Here is a 17,830-nt window from a genome sequence, read left to right as displayed (position 1 = left end):
AGGATCAATTTACAGAAGTTAAACAACGTTCTTTTCTTACGTTTCCATTATGGGAGCTATACCAGATAAAACGAACTTTGCCTATTATATTCTTAAAAGGGATAAAGCCCAACATCCGAGAATCTAATGCATCTTTCGCATTGTCTGACAACATCCAATAGTAATCGTCTTGAAACGTATAAGTTGTCTGCTCTTTTCCCCCGATGTATAACTTATCATTAATAACATGGGCATTACCTTCCTGCTCTTGCAGTATCAGCTGCTTATACATATTAATATTCAGACTATTAAGACTTATCACTTTACCCTTCGACGGTACTATCAAATGATAATTTTGAGTTGTATCGATCTTACAACATATAGATACAGTGGAGTCTTCTATATTTTCATTAATAATAAAAGCCTCTAATTTATTCAGGAGAATACTTATTGTATCTGCTCTATGCTTCAAGCTACGAATAGGAATATTATGCTCTTCCATTATAGCCTGTATATCCTTTAAAGCGAGAATATGCATAGAATATTCATTCATAAGGTCGGGAGAAGCAATATGACTTATACGATTAAGGGATAGAAGTCCTTTTTCTACTGAAACGGTATCGCCGGGCATTGCAATACAACGGCTGACAATGAGATCCCTCTTATCTAAGGGCTTACCAATATCCATCGGATTGTTGAACAAGACAATATCGTTTCTTTCAATCTTTTTCTCGAGTATTCTTTTGTAAGGAGCTTCTATAGATGTGAGATATGAACGAACTCCAAATATTTTATCAAAAGTAAACGGAATAGTTAATATTGTGATAGGCAAACGAATACCATATGATGTTTTATCAATAAGTACCTGATCACCTTCCAGAAGAGAGGTTTGCATCTGAGATGAGGATATAGTATATGACTCCACAAAAAAAGTTCGTATAAATAACACAATGAGCAAAGTAATCAAAATCACTTTGCCCAAATATGTATAGATATTTTTCTTTTTTGAAGACATTTTTCAATCCCCAATTTTAGCTTATTATTTTTTATTGCCGGATGTGAAAAGTCTGTTCCAGCGTATTCCGTTCTTATCTTTATCCAAAGAGAGCCATATAAACAAAGGTTTACCTACAACATGATCTTCAGGAACAAATCCCCAAACACGCGAATCAGCCGAATTATCTCTGTTGTCTCCCATCATAAAGTAATAATCCAATTTGAATGTATAAGAATCAGCCTGCTGCCCATTAATGTAAACTTTTCCATTACGATAGTCAAAATCGTTTAGTTCATAATTCTTTATACAACGTATATATGTTGCTACCTTACGATCTACATCAGTATCAAACTTAATTGTTTCACCTTTTTTAGGTATCCATAGAGGATGCAAATCTCCGGGTTGTGTTTGCATATCATAAGTGATAGGATAAATAGTAGGTTGTACAAATTTTTGCCCCATTCTATTAGCCAACTTATAAAACTGGTTTAGAGGAATTACTTTTTCTACAAATGGCTTTTGTTTCATTTCCTCCACCATTTCTTTAGTCATATTTACACCGGTATATAAGAGTCCCGGATTTCCATTTTTAGCCTTAGGGAAAATTGCCCTCACATACGAAAGGCTATCCACTTCGCTCAAGTCCTGATACATCCCTATTCTCTTTTTGTCTTCCTGGCTTAAGCCCAAATCATCGAAAGCAGCCGAAGATATATCTGTACCATTGGTTTGCACACAATACAACAATTGCATTTTCTCAGGGCTTTGAATTGGTTTTCCGTTGATATAAACGGTATCACCTAAAATAGAGATTGTTTCTCCCGGCAATCCTATACAGCGTTTTACATAATTTTCGCGTCTGTCTACAGGGCGATAAAGTATGTCTCCGTATGTATTCTTATTTGTCCAAACTTGGCTTCTTCCGGCTTCTTTGCACAAAACATAGTAATCTACTTCCTGAAATTTTGAAGCCACAGTATCTCCCGATGGATAGTTGAAAACAACTATATCATTTCGCTCAATATGTCCTGTTCCCTTGAATCGCTTATATTCTAGCTGAGGTTTTTCAAGATACGACTTAAACCCAAAGAAAGGAAAAGTATGCTGCATCAATGGTAACGAAAACGGAGTCATTGGAGAACGTGCCCCATAACTCAGTTTACTAACACATAGAAAATCACCGACCAAAAGAGATTTCTCTAAGGATGAAGATGGAATCTGATAGTTTTGGAAAAAGAAAGTATTTATAAAATACACCCCTACCAGTGCAAAAAGAATAGCATCGACCCAATCGAGGATACTCTTTACTTGGCGGTTGTTAGATTGTTTCCATCTACCCCAAGGAACAAATTTCGTGATGTATATATCTATAAAAACAGGGATCAGGATCAATACAGCCCAATACCCGGTCCAGATAACAAACGCAACACAGCAAACACTTGCTAGAATGGCATATATCCATTGCTTCATTCCCGGTTTGCGACGTTCTCTTTTATTTTGCTGATTCGAAGAGTTCTTTTCCATATCTTATTTTAAAATTTGAGCATATCACCCATTCCTAAGAATCCTTTTTTACCATTGGTGAATTCGGCAGCTAACACTGCACCAAGAGCAAAACCCACACGGCTTTTAGCATCGTGCTTTATACTTATAATATCTGCTTCAGACTCATATATTATTTCATGTATTCCGGGAACTTCTCCTTCACGAATACAATGTATAGGCAAGTCTGTTTGTGTTTCTTCTACTTCCAAGCTCCAACGTTCTTTGCGGTCAACCTCCTTTATAAGATCTTCAGCCAGCGTGATAGCCGTTCCACTCGGTGCATCCAATTTATGAATATGATGTACTTCTTCCATCTTTACTTCATAGCTTGGATAGTTATTCATAATCTTTGCCAAATATTTATTCAGGGCAAAAAAGATATTAACACCAAGACTATAATTAGAAGCATAAAAGAAAGTTTTTCCCTGTTCAGCACAAGCTCTCTTTACTTCGTCCAAATGTTCTAACCACCCTGTTGTTCCTGCAACAACAGCAACACCAACTTCAAAACATTTACGATAATTTTGTATGGCGCTATCAGGTGTAGAAAACTCGATTGCAACATCAGCACTTTTGAATGCCGGAGAATTAAACTCCTCCAGATTGTTCATATCAATGATTGATACAATATTGTGACCTCTTTTCAGGGCTATCTTTTCTATCTCATGCCCCATCTTACCATATCCTATAAGTGCTATATTCATTCCGAGAGTTAATTTAATGAGTAACTAAAGCCTACAAATATACATAAAAACTTATTTCCATGAGATTGGATTTCTAATTTATCCCTGACTATTAGTCTATTTTATGCTAAGGAAATTACAGTTGATAAGAAATATAAACATAAATTATCTATTATTTTCATTTAACTAAATTTCAAGGCGAAAACAATAAACATAATCAAAAAAATAATGTTCTAATAAATATAGAAACTTTATCTGCTTCAACATACTAGGAGCAGGCAATATTGAACTTTACATTTATATATTTTCTAAAAAGAGGATAACTTTTTTCTAAGGTTATCCTCTTCTCTTTTAAACCACAGAGTTATAGCAGAAAGCCCCCTTCCTTCCTCCAATTGACAGTTAATATGAATTATAAATAAAATTTTAATTAAAATAATAATACATTTTCCACCACAAGCTATAATTTAAAAACACTAAGGATTTTAGAATTTAGTTATAATCATTTTTAACTGCGATAAGAAAAAGGCATAACACTTAGAAGATTGAGAAAGGAATCCCCTCATTATAAGATAATCCACAATATAATAAAAGTCATATTTAAAAGACATTAAATATACACAAAGCTTCTGACATACAAATATCTAACCAGACAACAACTTTAATAAAAGTCATATCAATTTCACTAGATGTTTCAAGTCTCTCTATTTTATATAACTTCGTAACAAAAAACAGGAAAACAATTTTATACTGATATGATATACTCGAGACATTTAACTATTACTAACCTATATTTTAAATTTATGAAAAAATCATTATTGCTAACGTTGTTATTTATATTTATTACATCTTGTTCTGAGGAATTAGAAATCATTAGGTCTGAAAAAGAAAAACAGACTAAAGATCTATCTAATCCCTTATTAATTGATAGAAATACGGCTAAAATAACACCTGAAGATGCTTCCAATATTTCTCTGTTATTTTTTTCTCAAGAAAATAAAGGATTCAAAACAAAATCTCAAAGTTCTTCAAATGTAATTACTGTAAAAGACTCATTAGATAATCCTCTATTCTATATTATAAATTATCAAAGCAACAATGGTTTTATCCTCATTAGTGCTACTAAAAAGTATCAACCCATTCTAGCTTATTCCAATGAAGGAAATTTTGATATAAATAATCTAAATAGTGGCATAGAATTATTTCTCGATTCGTATAAAAAAAATATTAAATATTCTATTAGCAATACATCCGATAGCCTTAGGCTCAAGTATGCTATAGAATGGAGTCTATTTGAGAAACCTTTATCTGAAAAGCAAGAAAAAGCGAATACTTCTACAGACATCAACAGTCTTAGACAAAAGGAAATCGAAAAATGGACAGCTCAAGGATACGATTGTCACAGCTTTGGGGCAGCTCAATATTTGATAAGTCCAGATAAATATCCAGGATTTATGCAGGACATTTGCAATCACACTTATCCAGAATACGATTGTAACAGCGTAAATCTATTACTTATAAAACGTACCTCTGAAAATATAGGTCCATTGATGCGTACGACATGGAATCAGAGAGCTCCGTTCAATGTCGATGCTCCAAATAAACTGGCTGGATGTGTTCCCATCGCTGTCGCTCAAATAGCGAACTATCACCAATGGCCTAATAGCTACAACTGGAACCAGATATCAAGTTATTATGATTCCAACACAGGTTATGGAAGTTCTGAAACAACTAGATTTATAAAGGATGTTCGTAATTACTGCGAAGTAGAATATAAAAGTGACGGCACGGCTTCTAATCATAATAAAGCCGTAAAAGCATTTAACAAACTAGGATATACAGCTATACTAAAAGATTTTGACTTTAACAGTAAGTATGACGTAATTTCTGAAATTAGAGCTAAAAGGCCTATTTACATGGATGGAAAAAGAGATCTAGTTCCTGTTTTCGAAATTCCTTATAATGGACATGCATGGGTTTGTGATGGTTATCAGGCTACAAGCACCCAATATGCTGTAGCTATGCTAAGTAATGATTTGTTTATGCCAAATAAGCCTGGAACTCCAGAATACGTATTCCATAGTGGATTTACAGAAACTACTGGATACTTCCATATGAATTGGGGATGGGGGGCTAGTTATCAAGGCATTAATTATCAAAATGGTTGGTTTTATACAGATAGAGCCAATCCTACTCCAGAGTATAACTATCAATATGGACGTCATTTTATAATAGTTAAAAAGAAATAGAAATGACCTTGAAAACTAAAAAAGACTGTCTAGATTAATCTAGACAGTCTTTTCAATATTATAAGATTATTGTTTAATCAATAAAATCTACAGTTTCTTCTCCAATCATTTTACGAAGTGTATTTTTCAACTTCACATATTGGATAAACAAATCGTGCTCTGCAATCTTACTTGGTTCATGCATTGGGCTCTTGAAGTAGAAAGACAACCAATCTTGTATTCCGCTCATACCTGCACGTTTCGCCAAATCGGAGAACAATACTAAGTCAAGACATAAAGGAGCAGCAAGGATAGAGTCTTTACAAAGGAAGTCCACTTTCATTTGCATTTTGTAGCCCAACCATCCGAATAGGTCAATGTTATCCCATCCTTCTTTGTCATCATTGCGAGGAGGATAATAATTGATACGTACTTTATGATAAACATTTCCATAAAGTTCAGGATACAATTCAGGCTGAAGAATATTGTCTATAACTGAAAGTTTCGACTCTTCTTTCGTTTTGAATGAACCCGGATCATCGAGTACTTCTCCATCACGGTTTCCAAGAATATTGGTTGAGAACCATCCGTTAAGACCCAACATACGAGTTTTGAACATTGGAGACAATACTGTCTTCAACATAGTCTGACCAGTTTTGAAGTCTTTACCACAGATAGGAGTCTGGGTTTTAGCTGCTAGTTCCCACATTGCAGGAATGTCTACTGTAAGATTTGGTGCTCCATTGATATATGGAATACCCATCGACACTACTGCATAAGCATATACGTTTGAAGGAGCCAAATCTTTATGATTTTCCTTAAGTCCTTTTTCGAATGCTGCTAATGTTTTATGAACTTCACCAAGCGGAGTGAAAACTTCAGTACTTCCGCACCAGATAACTACGATACGATCGCAATTATTTTTTGTTTTAAAATCTTGGATGTCTTGTTTTACTTGTTCAGCTAATTCCCATTTAGTAGGAGCTGATTTTACCCATGTACCGTGTAGACGTTTAACAAAGTCTTGATCGAAAACAGCTTTCATTGGTTTGATTGCTTCCATTTCGTCTTTCACCTTGTTCAGGTCGTCTTTTGTCAATACATCTGCGTGTACTGCAGCTTCGTATGCGTTTTCTTCGAAGATATCCCATCCACCGAAAACAACATCGTTAAGATCTGCCAAAGGCACAGCGTCTTTAATCTTCGGAAAGCGATTTTCTTCCCTTTTTCCCAGACGCATTGTAGCTAACTGTGTAATTGAACCTACAGGAACACCTTGTCCTTTACGTGTTAATAACGTTCCTGCCATGAATGTTGTAGCAACAGCTCCAACACCAATTGTTAGAATACCAAGTTTACCCTTGGCTTCTTTCACTTGTACTTTTTCCATTTTTAATTAATTTTTAAAATACACTGCAACCCGCAGTAATCCTTTAAACCGGAGACTTTACTTCATCTGGATATTATCTCCCGAATTCATAAAATCTTATATAATAGTATAGTTTCAGTGAAGATCTGTTTTACTTTATTCTCCCAACCCGGGCTTTTCTACCATACAAACGGTATCCATTACTAAAGCAGATAGTCAGACTGACTCTATAGTATTATCAATGTATTCAAGTATTGCCTTTCAATCTAATTGAAAGATAGATTTCAACTCCATGAAATCCGTTATAATTATATCAGCCGTAGCATTTTCGTCATCGTCACCCCAGCCCAAGCCTTTGAGCCAAATAGTTTGGCATCCATTTTTTGTAGCTGGAACAATGTCTTTCGTATAAGAATCTCCAATAACGACAATGGAAGAACCAGGAAGACCAAGCTTCTCAACGCCTAACCCAAATATAGCGGGATCGGGTTTTCTTATACCTACAACAGCCGATTCTATAATATCATCAAAATATTTAAGTAAGTCAAAATCGCCTAATACAGACTGTACATTTCCATAGAAATTAGATACCAGAACCATTGGATAACGGTCTTTTAGTGCTATAAGTATATCAACTTCCTTTCTAATTAAATCTTTTACAAAGTTATAACATTGATCTGAAATTGCAAGGCTATACATCTTTGTCTTATCATTTTCCTCCAAAAAGCCCTTCTCCAAAAGATATTCTATTTGAAGAGTTACTTTCTTTTTCAGTAAAACATGAAAGTTATCTTCGGGTAATATAACAAGATTCGCAGCTAGATAACGTTCTACATATACAAACGCCTCACGGAACTGTTCTCTGGTTACAGGAACTTTATTATCCAAATATGATTCCCATAAAACTTCAGCCCAATGCTTACCATTGCTATCTATAGTACCTCCGTAATCGAAGATAATCCCTTTTACTTTTGACAAATCAAACATGCTAAAACTTATTTTAATTGTATTTTCCACTCTTTATATCCAGAACAAAGCCTTTGCTTATCTTCTCATGCCTTGTTACCATATATACAAGCAGTATATTCAATACAGTTAATTCAAATACAAAATACAACCAAGGCCACCCCAACAATATAGACACAAACAATGCGATAGATCGTGTATTGAAAGAAAGAATATTGGTATATTTCATCAAGGGGAGGCTTTTCTCTCGGAAATCGTTGCGGAAACTTTCAGGAGCAACATCTCCAAATCTTTCTCTGAGTAATCGAAATAAAACCTGAAGTCTTGGAGATCGATTTTCCTGATCGGTAGTATAATTACGATAGAAAAACAATACGATTTTTGCTCCGAAGTTTTTACTCCAAGTTAGTTCTTTAAATTTGGCAGTAAGCTCGGCCGAATTGTCTAATTCGCTTCCTGATTTTCCTTTAAGAAAGAGTAAATGCACATTACGGTAATAATCCGCCATCTCCGCTTGTTTGGAATGGAAATAACCTGTAACACAAGCTAAAACCCATATCCATCCGCCCCATTCAGGATAAAGACGTAAGCAAATACCTACATAAATGGAAGCGAACCACAGATTACCGGCAAAACCATCCAAGACACGCCCCAAAGCAGAGAACTGCTTTGTCATACGAGCCAACTGTCCATCTGCACTATCATAAGAGTTTGCCCATACAAGTAAAAATATCCCTAACAGAGATATCCATATATTGTCAAAATAAAAACATATCCCAGACCCTATCCCCAAGAAGATACTTGCTATAGTGACAGCATTAGGAGTAACACCTAATTTCTGAAACAATAGAGCCCAACGATAACCGATCGGACGATAGAAATGAATATCTATAAACTCTTCTGTATCCGTTGATTTTAGAGTAGATTCAAGTGTCGGTTGTTTATTATCCATTTAATTTATTGATACTACTTTTATTACAAACTACTTTTCGTATAATGCAAATATAACCTTATTATAATTATCCTTGCAAATCTCTTTGAATCTGCTTATGAACACATTCTGCAATCTTAGGTGCTGCATCACTTCTACAAGGAGCAAAGCTCGGCCAATCGTTAAAGTCAATAATTTTAAAAGAGCCATTTTCGTCTACAACGCAGTCTCCTCCATATACTTTAACATCTAATATCTCGCCGGCCTTATCACATGCTTTCTTCAAAGCCTCTACATCAAACGGAAACTCATGCGCTTCACCATTTATTGCTTCAAGTCCGAATTTACTATGACTCAAATCGTAAGGATAAAACCAATAGAAGAAATCAGTATCTGCCACCCCATAAAACTTAACAAGATCTCCCACAAGATGTTCGTTGATCACAGCATTCGGAATATCACGCAAAGCGAACTCTTTTAATATTGATTTCACTTCGGGTATATTACGTGCATAGGTTACATCTTCTCTATGAATGGCATGCGAATCACCTCGTTTGATCCAATATGCATCCGCCGTCATTTTCTTCAGTTCTTGACTCGGATCGTCGGTTACATCTACGATAAGGCTGGTTGGATATGGTATATCATTTTCCAACAGCAAGCGAGTCATTGCCTCTCGTGTGCAGTTTTCAATACCGGTTCCCGGATTTATTATAACAGCTCCATCCTCTTCTCTTTTCTTTAATTTACGGATGGTTGTTTTGTCACGAGCCATATTGAAGATATACCGCTCATTCTCTTCACTTAAAATAAATTCGTCTTCTGTATATTCTCTTACATCATATCCCATATTTCTTAAACATTCGGCTGTCTCACTGAATATCATGCCATCATTGCCTATATGATTGGGAGAGAATTTTGTTTTCCTTTTGATTCCTGCTACTTTTATCTTTGACATAGTGTTTATAATGTCCCTATCTCTTTTATATTAATTGTTTAAGAATTTCTCTGCTTTAACAATATCGCCTGCATGATCCACATCTACTATTTTCTCAAAAGGATATGCTTTTAATTGTAAATTGTCGGCGACTAATTGTCTCTGAAAGTTGCGCATACGAGCTTGCCCGGAGTCTAAACAGGCCTCAAGCGTATCAATCGCCTTTGGTGTTAAACCGTAAATACCTCCGGAGATGTATTTACAATTATCAGAATGATCGAGAAAGCCCTTTATTGCCATACGGTCATTTACATCCACATAAAGCGGTTTTTCGTCATCTATGAAGTCTGTCACAGCCATCATACCATCACTATCCGAATCATTTATGAATGTTTGAATATATTTAGAAAACTCGTCTTCTTTAAAAATCGTGTCTACTGTTGTTAAGCAGAATTTTCCGTCTCGAAGAAAATCTCTTAACTCAAAAAAGCTATGCATTGAGCTGGGTGTCGACTTAATCACAACATTAAAAGGAATACCCAATTCGAGATTAGTCAGATAGTCTTGTACTTGAGTCATTTCTTCATTCACAATAATACTTATTGAAGAAGCATTATTTTTGAGAAATATATCAATCAGCCGACGAATCATTTCCACCCCATTTAGCTTTACTAATGGTTTTGGCAAAGTAACACCTTCCTGGACAAGTCTAGAACCTTCTCCCGCAGCAATTATAGCGTAATTCATTTTTATTAACTAAATTTTAACTAAGAGGTAAAATACTATTCTTCTGCTTCTTTTATCAGGTCAACACTATCATCACCGCCTTTATCCACATATAACTTTCTCAGTGGATTAGCATAAGCTTTATCATATTCTATACGATTGCCATAAGTATCAATAGCCATATATATTGCCTGACGGAACGACTCTTCTGAAGCTTTATTTTGCCCTGCAATACTGTATGCAGTACCATGAGCAGGTGATGTGCGCACAATAGACAGACCGGCAGTAAAATTAACGCCGTCTTCCATCGCTAGGGTTTTGAATGGAGCTAATCCCTGATCGTGGTACATAGCCAATATACCATCAAAATGAGTATAATCGCCCGAACCAAAAAATCCATCAGCCGGATAGGGTCCAAAGCAAAGTATCTTTTTATCTTGCAACTCATTCAGAGCAGGAATTATAATTTCGTTTTCTTCATTTCCTAACAATCCATTTTCTCCGGCATGAGGATTCAGTGACAAAACAGCAATACGAGGTCGTCCCACTCTAAAGTCTCTTTTAAGACTTCGTTCGAAGCGAGTAGCTGTTTCCACTATCTTTTCCTTTGTCAATGTATTAGGAACCTCCGACAATGGGATATGCCCTGTAACAAGAGCTATCCGAAGAGAGTCTTTTACCAGAATCATTAAACTTTTATCCTGCTCTTTCCCAAAACGTTCTTCCAGATATTCTGTATGTCCCGGGAATTTAAAGTCTTCTCGTTGTATGTTATGCTTATTAATAGGTGCTGTTACAAGAACATCTATTGCGCCATCCCTAAGGTCGGCGACGGCTCTTTCGAGCGATTGGTATGCAGCTTCACCTGCAACAGGAGTAGCTTGACCTAGCTCTACTTTAGTCTCTTCATTGATACAATTGATGATATTAACCTTATTTACAACAGCGTCTTTTACATCACTTATCTGATTGAAAGCAACTGTCTGCAACTCCATCGCCTTACGATGATAAGCGGCAACTTTGGCTGATCCGTATATTACGGGAATACAGATTTCAGCCATACGGATATCTGCGAAGGTCTTTAATATAACCTCATAGCCTATTCCGTTTATATCACCTTGTGTTATTCCTACTTTAATCATAGCTTTATATTTAGGCCTCTCAACTTCCACAAAGGAAGACTACACGAGGGTCATTTCTTTATTTTGCCTGATAGATTATTCTAAATTCGTTTTAGGAGTAGCTAAAGCATCTCCTTTTATTGTCGACAACATACCACAAGCCGCAAAAATATCTTCTCCACGAGATGCACGAATCGTACTGGTTACTCCCTTTTTAGTCAAATAATCACGGAATGCCTCCATTTTCTCTTTAGTAGAAGTTTTCAAGTCGACATTAGGTATCGCATGAAAGCGGATAAGATTTACCCTACATTCAATTCCCCTAAGTATCTGTGCCAACTCTTTTGCATGAATTAAAGAATCGTTGAAGTTGTCAAACATTATATATTCGAAAGACAATCGTCTCTGTTTTGTCCAATCGTATTGCCGCAATAAATCCATTACCCCTGTAATAGGAAATGCTTTTTCGGCAGGCATTATTGATAATCTTTGTTCTTTTTCAGGACTATGTATACTGATAGCCAGATGAGCGTTACTCTCGTCCAAGAAACGTTTCAACTTGGGTGTTACACCTGTTGTAGAAACCGTTATACGCTTCGGACTCCACGCCATTCCATAATCAGCAGTCATTATCTCGAGTGTCTTTTTCAGTTCTTCATAATTATCCAAGGGCTCACCCATTCCCATAAAAACCACATTCGTCAAGCTCTCTGCCTCGCGAACAGAATAGAGCTGATTCAATATCTCGTTTGCTGTTAGATTTCCATTAAAACCTTGTTTTCCGGTCATGCAAAACAAACAATTCATTTTACAACCAACCTGAGAAGACACACAAAGCGTTGCCCGATCGTCCTCAGGTATCATAACGGCTTCTATCAGCTTTTCTTTTTCCGTTCTGAATAAATATTTTACAGTACCATCTATAGATTGCTGAAATTCGAGAGGGTTATACCGCCCTATATCATATTTCTCTGACAACAAAGCTCTGTTTGCGACAGAGAGATTCGTCATTTCATCGATAGATGTTATCCTTTTTTTGTAAACCCAGTCTGCTATTTGTTTGGCAGAAAATCTGGGTAAACCACACTCACCCACTACACCATAGAAATCTTCCATAGTCATACCCAGCAAGTGCCTTTTATTTTCCATATTCTAGTATTTAGCTTTTAGCAAACAGCCCTTAGCAAATTGCTAAAGGCTATCGGCTAACAGCTTATTTTATAATCTTTTCTTAATTGCTTCGCTTTCCTTTTCAAAACCCGGTTTATCGAGAAGAGCAAACATATTCTTCTTATACGCCTCTACTCCCGGCTGATCGAATGGATTTACGCCAAGAATATAACCGCTTATACCACATGCTTTTTCGAAGAAATAAAGTAACTGTCCGATACTATATTCATCCAGTTTAGGCAACTCTACTTTTATATTCGGAACACCTCCGTCAACGTGAGCAATCTGAGTACCCAACTCTGCCATCTTGTTTACAAAGTCTATTCTTTTACCTGCAAGGAAGTTCAACCCATCAAGGTTTTCCTCATCAGTCGGTACTGTCAAAGTTTCGTTTGGCTGAGCCACAGAAACAACAGTTTCGAAAATAGAACGCTCACCTTCCTGAATCCATTGACCCATCGAGTGAAGGTCGGCAGTAAAGTCTACCGCAGCATTAAATATCCCTTTATTTTCTTTGCCTTCACTTTCTCCATAAAGCTGCTTCCACCATTCCGCGATGTAGTGCAATTTAGGATTGAAGTTGGCAAGGATTTCTATCTTTTTGCCTTTTTTATACAGCTCATTACGAGTAACGGCGTATATTTCAGCGATATTCTTCTCGAATGACACACTTGGTGCTGTTTCTTTTTCCATATAAACCGCACCGGCTACTAACTGACGAATATCAATACCAGCCAATGCTATCGGAAGTAACCCTACCGGAGTCAATACAGAGTAACGTCCTCCTACATTGTCAGGAATTACGTATTTCTTGTAACCTTCTTTTGTTGCCAACGTATACAAAGCTCCGCGAGCCGCATCTGTGATTGCAACAATACGGTTTTTAGCTTCTTCTTTACCTACAGCTTTTTCTAATTCAGCCTTAAGAATACGGAAAGCCAAAGCTGGTTCTGTAGTTGTTCCCGATTTGGAAATATTGATAATTCCAAAAGATTTACCTTTCAGGTAGGCTAAAAGCTCAACAAGGTAATCTTCACCTATATTATTTCCTGCATACAAAATAACAGGATTCTTACGATCTTTCTGTAACCAGTCAAATGCATTTGATAAAGAATCGATAACTGCTCTTGATCCAAGATAGCTACCACCGATACCGACCAATACAATGACTTCACATTTGGCTTTCAATGCAGCTGCTGTATCTTCAATATCTTTCAATTCTGCATCTGTAATAGAAGATGGCAAATTGAGCCAGCCTAGAAAGTCATTTCCTTTGCCTGACCCATCGTGAAGAGCCTCATTGCATTTTTTAGCAAGAGCTGCCTGACTGTTGATATCAGCTTGGCTTATAAAGCCTAATGTTTTGCTAATGTCTAATTTGATAACCTTATCCATATTGTTTCTTTATTTTAGTATCTGTTCTCTTAATGTTTTCACTTCTAAATGTGCAGGAGAATTTTCATACAATATACGATAAACCATATCTGCAACAGGAATATCCACATTATATTTTTCATTGATCTCTCTTACACACTTTGTGCCATAATAACCTTCCGCTATCATTTCCATCTCTACCTGAGCAGCTTTTACCGAATAGCCCTTGCCAATCATTGCACCGAAGGTACGATTGCGGCTAAAACTAGAATAGCAAGTTACAAGAAGATCTCCTAAATAAGCAGAATCCTGTATCCGTCTTTCGATAGGAGAAACGATATCAACAAAACGTTCCATCTCTGATATAGCATTGGAAACCAATACCGCCTGAAAATTATCGCCATACTTCAGCCCGTGGCAAATACCCGAAGCTATTGCATATACATTCTTCAGGACTGCGGCAAGTTCAATCCCCGCAACGTCATTCGACACCGAAGCCCGTACAAATCTATTATTGAAGACTTGAGCAATCGCATTTGCCTTCTGAATATCGGCACAAGCGATAGTAGGGTAAGTCAATCGTTCCAAAGCTATTTCCTCGGCATGACAAGGTCCTCCCACAATCGCCATATTTTGAGGCGATACATTATAGTATTGCTCCAGATAATCTGTCACAAGCAAATTTTCCGGAGGGACGATACCTTTAATCGCTGAAATAATAAATTTATTCGCCAAACTTGTATTCAACTTTTCAAGATGGCTTTTCAAGAAAGGAGAAGGTACAGCAAGAACTATTGTATCCGAATCTTCCACTGCTTGTGTTATATCCGAATAAAATGTAATTCTATCCAGATTGAACTCAACGTTTGAAAGATAAGAAGGATTATGTCCTGTTTTCTTAAAATCCTCTATTTGTTCAGGACGGCGCATGTACCAGTTTATATGCTTTTCGTGATTAAGCATAATTTTGGCAAGGGCTGTAGCCCATGTACCACCTCCAAATATTGTTATTTTACCGGGAAAACTCATTCATTCATACTTTAATTAGACACAAGGGGATTAGCTAAGCTTTTTCACCCATCCTTCTACTTCGTCTACAGAAGGTAGTGCTAAATCCAGTTTATATTTTTTATTGACTTCGCCTATATCTTGTCTTATCTTCTGTGAATTGACATCCTTCATGCTTTCGACAGTAAAATATCCTGCTTTTTGTAGTACAGGGACAAGATCTTCAGCTATTCCTAATTCTTTATATTTTGATACAGCATCTTTCTTCGGTGCTTTCTCAGGACGCATTTGAGGGAAGAACATCACCTCTTGTATGCTTTCCTGACTGGTCATAAACATAACCAGACGATCCATACCGATACCGATACCACTTGTAGGAGGCATACCGTACTCTAATGCACGCAAGAAATCCTGATCGATAAACATCGCCTCATCATCCCCTTTTTCAGACAATTTTAGCTGATCCTCGAAACGAGCACGCTGATCAATCGGATCATTCAGCTCAGAATATGCATTCGCCAATTCCTTGCCATTAACCATCAGCTCGAAACGCTCTGTTAGCTCGGGATTATTGCGGTGCTTCTTTGTAAGCGGAGACATCTCTACCGGATAGTCTATTATAAATGTAGGTTGTATATAGTTTCCTTCGCACTTTTCACCAAAGATGGCATCTATCAACTTCCCTTTGCCCATAGTTGCATCTTGCTCTATATCTAATTGCTTACAAACATCACGTAGCTGATCTTCATCCATACCACTAATATCAAAACCTGTAAAATGTTTAATAGAGTCAATCATCGTAACACGAGGATATGGAGCCTTATAGTCTATCTCCTTATCGCCCATCTTCACCTTAGTTGTACCATGAACATCTGTACAGATCTTCTCCAACATCCTCTCTGTGAAGTCCATCATCCAGTTATAATCCTTATAGGCGGCATAGAATTCCATTACTGTAAATTCCGGATTATGAGTACGATCCATACCTTCGTTGCGGAAATTACGAGAAAACTCATATACTCCATCAAACCCACCAACAATAAGGCGTTTTAGATATAGTTCGTTTGCAATACGCAGATATAGAGGAATGTCTAGTGCATTATGATGTGTGATGAAAGGACGAGCTGTAGCTCCTCCGGGAATGCTTTGCAGCACAGGCGTATCAACTTCTATATATCCATGTCTGTTAAGGAATTCACGCATGGAGTTGAACACTTTTGTTCTTTTAAGGAATACATCTTTAACGTTGTCGTTAACAACCAAATCAACATAGCGTTGACGATAACGTTGCTCAGGATCGGTAAAACCATCATAGGTAACACCATCCTTTACTTTTACGACAGGAAGAGGACGAAGCGATTTCCCCAAAACCGTTAATTCTTCGGCATGCACGGATATTTCGCCCATCTGAGTGCGAAAAACAAATCCTTTAACACCAACAAAATCGCCAATATCGAGCAATTTCTTGAAGACAGTGTTATAAAGCTCTTTATTTTCATCCGGACAAAGATCATCTCGAGAAATATAAACCTGTATACGTCCTTCCGAGTCTTGCAATTCCATAAAGGAAGCTTTACCCATAATACGACGCCCCATTATACGTCCGGCTAAAGACACATAACGCTTATCCGCATCATCCTGAAAGCTCTCTTTGATCTCTTTCGAATATGCATTTACCTCATACAATGCAGCCGGATAGGGTTCTACTCCCAAAGCTCTTAGTTCATCTAAACTTTGTCTGCGAATTATCTCCTGTTCGCTTAATTCCAATATATTCATTATTAATCTATCCTCAGATTTTTATTATTTTAATAATATTTTCGCACACGAATAACCCCGCAAAGTTAAGAAATATAATGGAAAACAAACATCTTATTTTTCACTTAAATTTGAGAGACAACACATTCCGATTCAAAATTTAACAAGGATATAAAAATCAAGAGACAAAACACAGGAAAAGAAAATTATATTTTGTTTCTTTATTCTTTCTAATTTTTACACATAAAACCTGAAACAATGTACAACAAAAAGATATTATTTTCTCTGCTTCTATTGTTCTGTGCCATATCATTGACAAATACTGCATTTTCTCAAAACCGGAAAATTGTCATTTTAAAGCTAGATGATGTAACTGCAGGAGGTACAGAAGGAGTTGTTTCCCCCCGCTGGCAACGTGTCGCAGATTATATAGAAAACAAAAAGATAAAAGCTGGTTTTGGTATAATTGGATTTTCTCTTGCCGAAGACAACCCGGCTTACTTCAAATGGATTACCGACCGTGCAGAAAGAGGTTTCATTGAATTCTGGAATCATGGTTATTATAACCGCACCAAAGGCGATACAATAGGCGAATTTGAAGGCACTTACGAGCAACAGTTCAAAGCTCTACTGCTGACAGACAGCCTTGCAAAAGCCAAACTCGGACTTCAGCTTCGGGTATGGGGGCCTCACTGGAGCAGTACAAATACGAACACAGATAAGGCCTTAGCTCAACTTCCTCAAATAAAAATGACATTAGGCAGCCCTATATCTCCCGTCTACTACAAAGGATATGTATTGCCCAACACACTAGATATGGAATACCCGGTACATAACCCGAATTATGATGAATTTCTTAAAGCTTATCGCGAAAAATCGAAAAATTTAAACTTTTTCTACCTACAGGGGCATCCAAATAGTTGGAACGAAAACCAATGGCAAAATTTTGTGAAAATAGTAGAGTTTTTAGAATCGGAGAATGTAAAATTCGTTACTCCATCGGAATTTCTAGAAATAATAAAAGGTAAATAAACACTA

The 17,830-nt window shown here is 36.7% G+C and carries 15 protein-coding genes; 2 read left to right on the top strand and 13 right to left on the bottom strand.

Going from position 1 to position 17,830, the window contains the following annotated elements; all coding sequences use genetic code 11:
- Window positions 1–4 precede the first annotated feature (4 nt).
- Genes lepB (PKC55_RS16180) through dapB form a run of 3 tightly spaced genes read right to left on the bottom strand, consistent with a single transcriptional unit; the run spans window position 5 to window position 3,225 of the window.
- On the bottom strand, window positions 5–994 hold the full coding sequence (lepB, locus tag PKC55_RS16180; RefSeq protein WP_291129230.1) for a signal peptidase I: 990 nt from the start codon (window positions 992–994) through the stop codon (window positions 5–7).
- 24 nt (window positions 995–1,018) lie between these two features.
- Window positions 1,019–2,500 carry a signal peptidase I gene (gene lepB, locus PKC55_RS16175; protein WP_291129228.1) on the bottom strand — a complete coding sequence of 494 codons (1,482 nt, stop codon included), beginning with the start codon at window positions 2,498–2,500 and terminating at the stop codon, window positions 1,019–1,021.
- An 8-nt stretch (window positions 2,501–2,508) separates the two neighbouring features.
- Window positions 2,509–3,225, bottom strand: coding sequence for a 4-hydroxy-tetrahydrodipicolinate reductase (dapB, locus tag PKC55_RS16170; protein ID WP_291129227.1), 717 nt, complete (start codon window positions 3,223–3,225; stop codon window positions 2,509–2,511).
- Between the two features lie 782 nt (window positions 3,226–4,007).
- Here dapB and PKC55_RS16165 point away from each other — a divergent pair.
- Entirely contained in the window at window positions 4,008–5,453 is a 1,446-nt protein-coding gene (locus tag PKC55_RS16165) for a C10 family peptidase (protein ID WP_291129225.1), read from the top strand.
- Window positions 5,454–5,526: 73 nt separating this feature from the next.
- On the opposite strand, the gene PKC55_RS16160 is transcribed toward PKC55_RS16165, so the two are convergent.
- From PKC55_RS16160 to lysS, 10 genes are all read right to left on the bottom strand, one after another.
- Entirely contained in the window at window positions 5,527–6,822 is a 1,296-nt protein-coding gene (locus PKC55_RS16160; RefSeq protein WP_135105713.1) for an inositol-3-phosphate synthase, read from the bottom strand.
- Between the two features lie 240 nt (window positions 6,823–7,062).
- The gene (locus PKC55_RS16155) at window positions 7,063–7,788 is read right to left on the bottom strand and encodes an HAD family hydrolase (protein WP_291129223.1); all 726 of its coding nucleotides are present in this window, start codon (window positions 7,786–7,788) and stop codon (window positions 7,063–7,065) included.
- A 13-nt stretch (window positions 7,789–7,801) separates the two neighbouring features.
- Window positions 7,802–8,719, bottom strand: coding sequence for a CDP-alcohol phosphatidyltransferase family protein (locus PKC55_RS16150; protein ID WP_283685330.1), 918 nt, complete (start codon window positions 8,717–8,719; stop codon window positions 7,802–7,804).
- 67 nt (window positions 8,720–8,786) lie between these two features.
- The gene (locus tag PKC55_RS16145; RefSeq protein WP_291129220.1) at window positions 8,787–9,656 is read right to left on the bottom strand and encodes an ATP-grasp domain-containing protein; all 870 of its coding nucleotides are present in this window, start codon (window positions 9,654–9,656) and stop codon (window positions 8,787–8,789) included.
- Window positions 9,657–9,686: 30 nt separating this feature from the next.
- A complete protein-coding gene (locus tag PKC55_RS16140) occupies window positions 9,687–10,382 on the bottom strand; it encodes a sugar phosphate nucleotidyltransferase (protein ID WP_252637887.1) in 696 nt (231 codons plus the stop codon).
- A gap of 35 nt (window positions 10,383–10,417) precedes the next feature.
- Window positions 10,418–11,503: a 4-hydroxythreonine-4-phosphate dehydrogenase PdxA gene (gene pdxA / locus PKC55_RS16135; RefSeq protein ID WP_291129218.1), complete on the bottom strand. Its 1,086-nt coding sequence runs from the start codon at window positions 11,501–11,503 to the stop codon at window positions 10,418–10,420.
- A gap of 75 nt (window positions 11,504–11,578) precedes the next feature.
- Window positions 11,579–12,631 (bottom strand): dual-specificity RNA methyltransferase RlmN, encoded by a 1,053-nt coding sequence (gene rlmN, locus PKC55_RS16130; RefSeq protein ID WP_291129216.1) that lies wholly within the window; start codon window positions 12,629–12,631, stop codon window positions 11,579–11,581.
- 69 nt (window positions 12,632–12,700) lie between these two features.
- Window positions 12,701–14,047, bottom strand: a complete 1,347-nt coding sequence (locus PKC55_RS16125; protein WP_291129214.1) for a glucose-6-phosphate isomerase — start codon at window positions 14,045–14,047, stop codon at window positions 12,701–12,703.
- 9 nt (window positions 14,048–14,056) lie between these two features.
- On the bottom strand, window positions 14,057–15,055 hold the full coding sequence (locus PKC55_RS16120; protein ID WP_006841900.1) for an NAD(P)H-dependent glycerol-3-phosphate dehydrogenase: 999 nt from the start codon (window positions 15,053–15,055) through the stop codon (window positions 14,057–14,059).
- A gap of 30 nt (window positions 15,056–15,085) precedes the next feature.
- On the bottom strand, window positions 15,086–16,813 hold the full coding sequence (gene lysS, locus PKC55_RS16115; RefSeq protein ID WP_291129212.1) for a lysine--tRNA ligase: 1,728 nt from the start codon (window positions 16,811–16,813) through the stop codon (window positions 15,086–15,088).
- A 237-nt stretch (window positions 16,814–17,050) separates the two neighbouring features.
- Between lysS and PKC55_RS16110 the strand changes: the two genes are divergently transcribed.
- Window positions 17,051–17,824, top strand: coding sequence for a DUF2334 domain-containing protein (locus PKC55_RS16110; RefSeq protein WP_291129210.1), 774 nt, complete (start codon window positions 17,051–17,053; stop codon window positions 17,822–17,824).
- Window positions 17,825–17,830 lie beyond the last annotated feature (6 nt).

The organism is Dysgonomonas sp., from assembly GCF_035323175.1.
Classification (GTDB): domain Bacteria; phylum Bacteroidota; class Bacteroidia; order Bacteroidales; family Dysgonomonadaceae; genus Dysgonomonas.
Note: the sequence above shows the minus strand (reverse complement) of the source record. Positions and strands in the feature narration are given on the sequence as shown.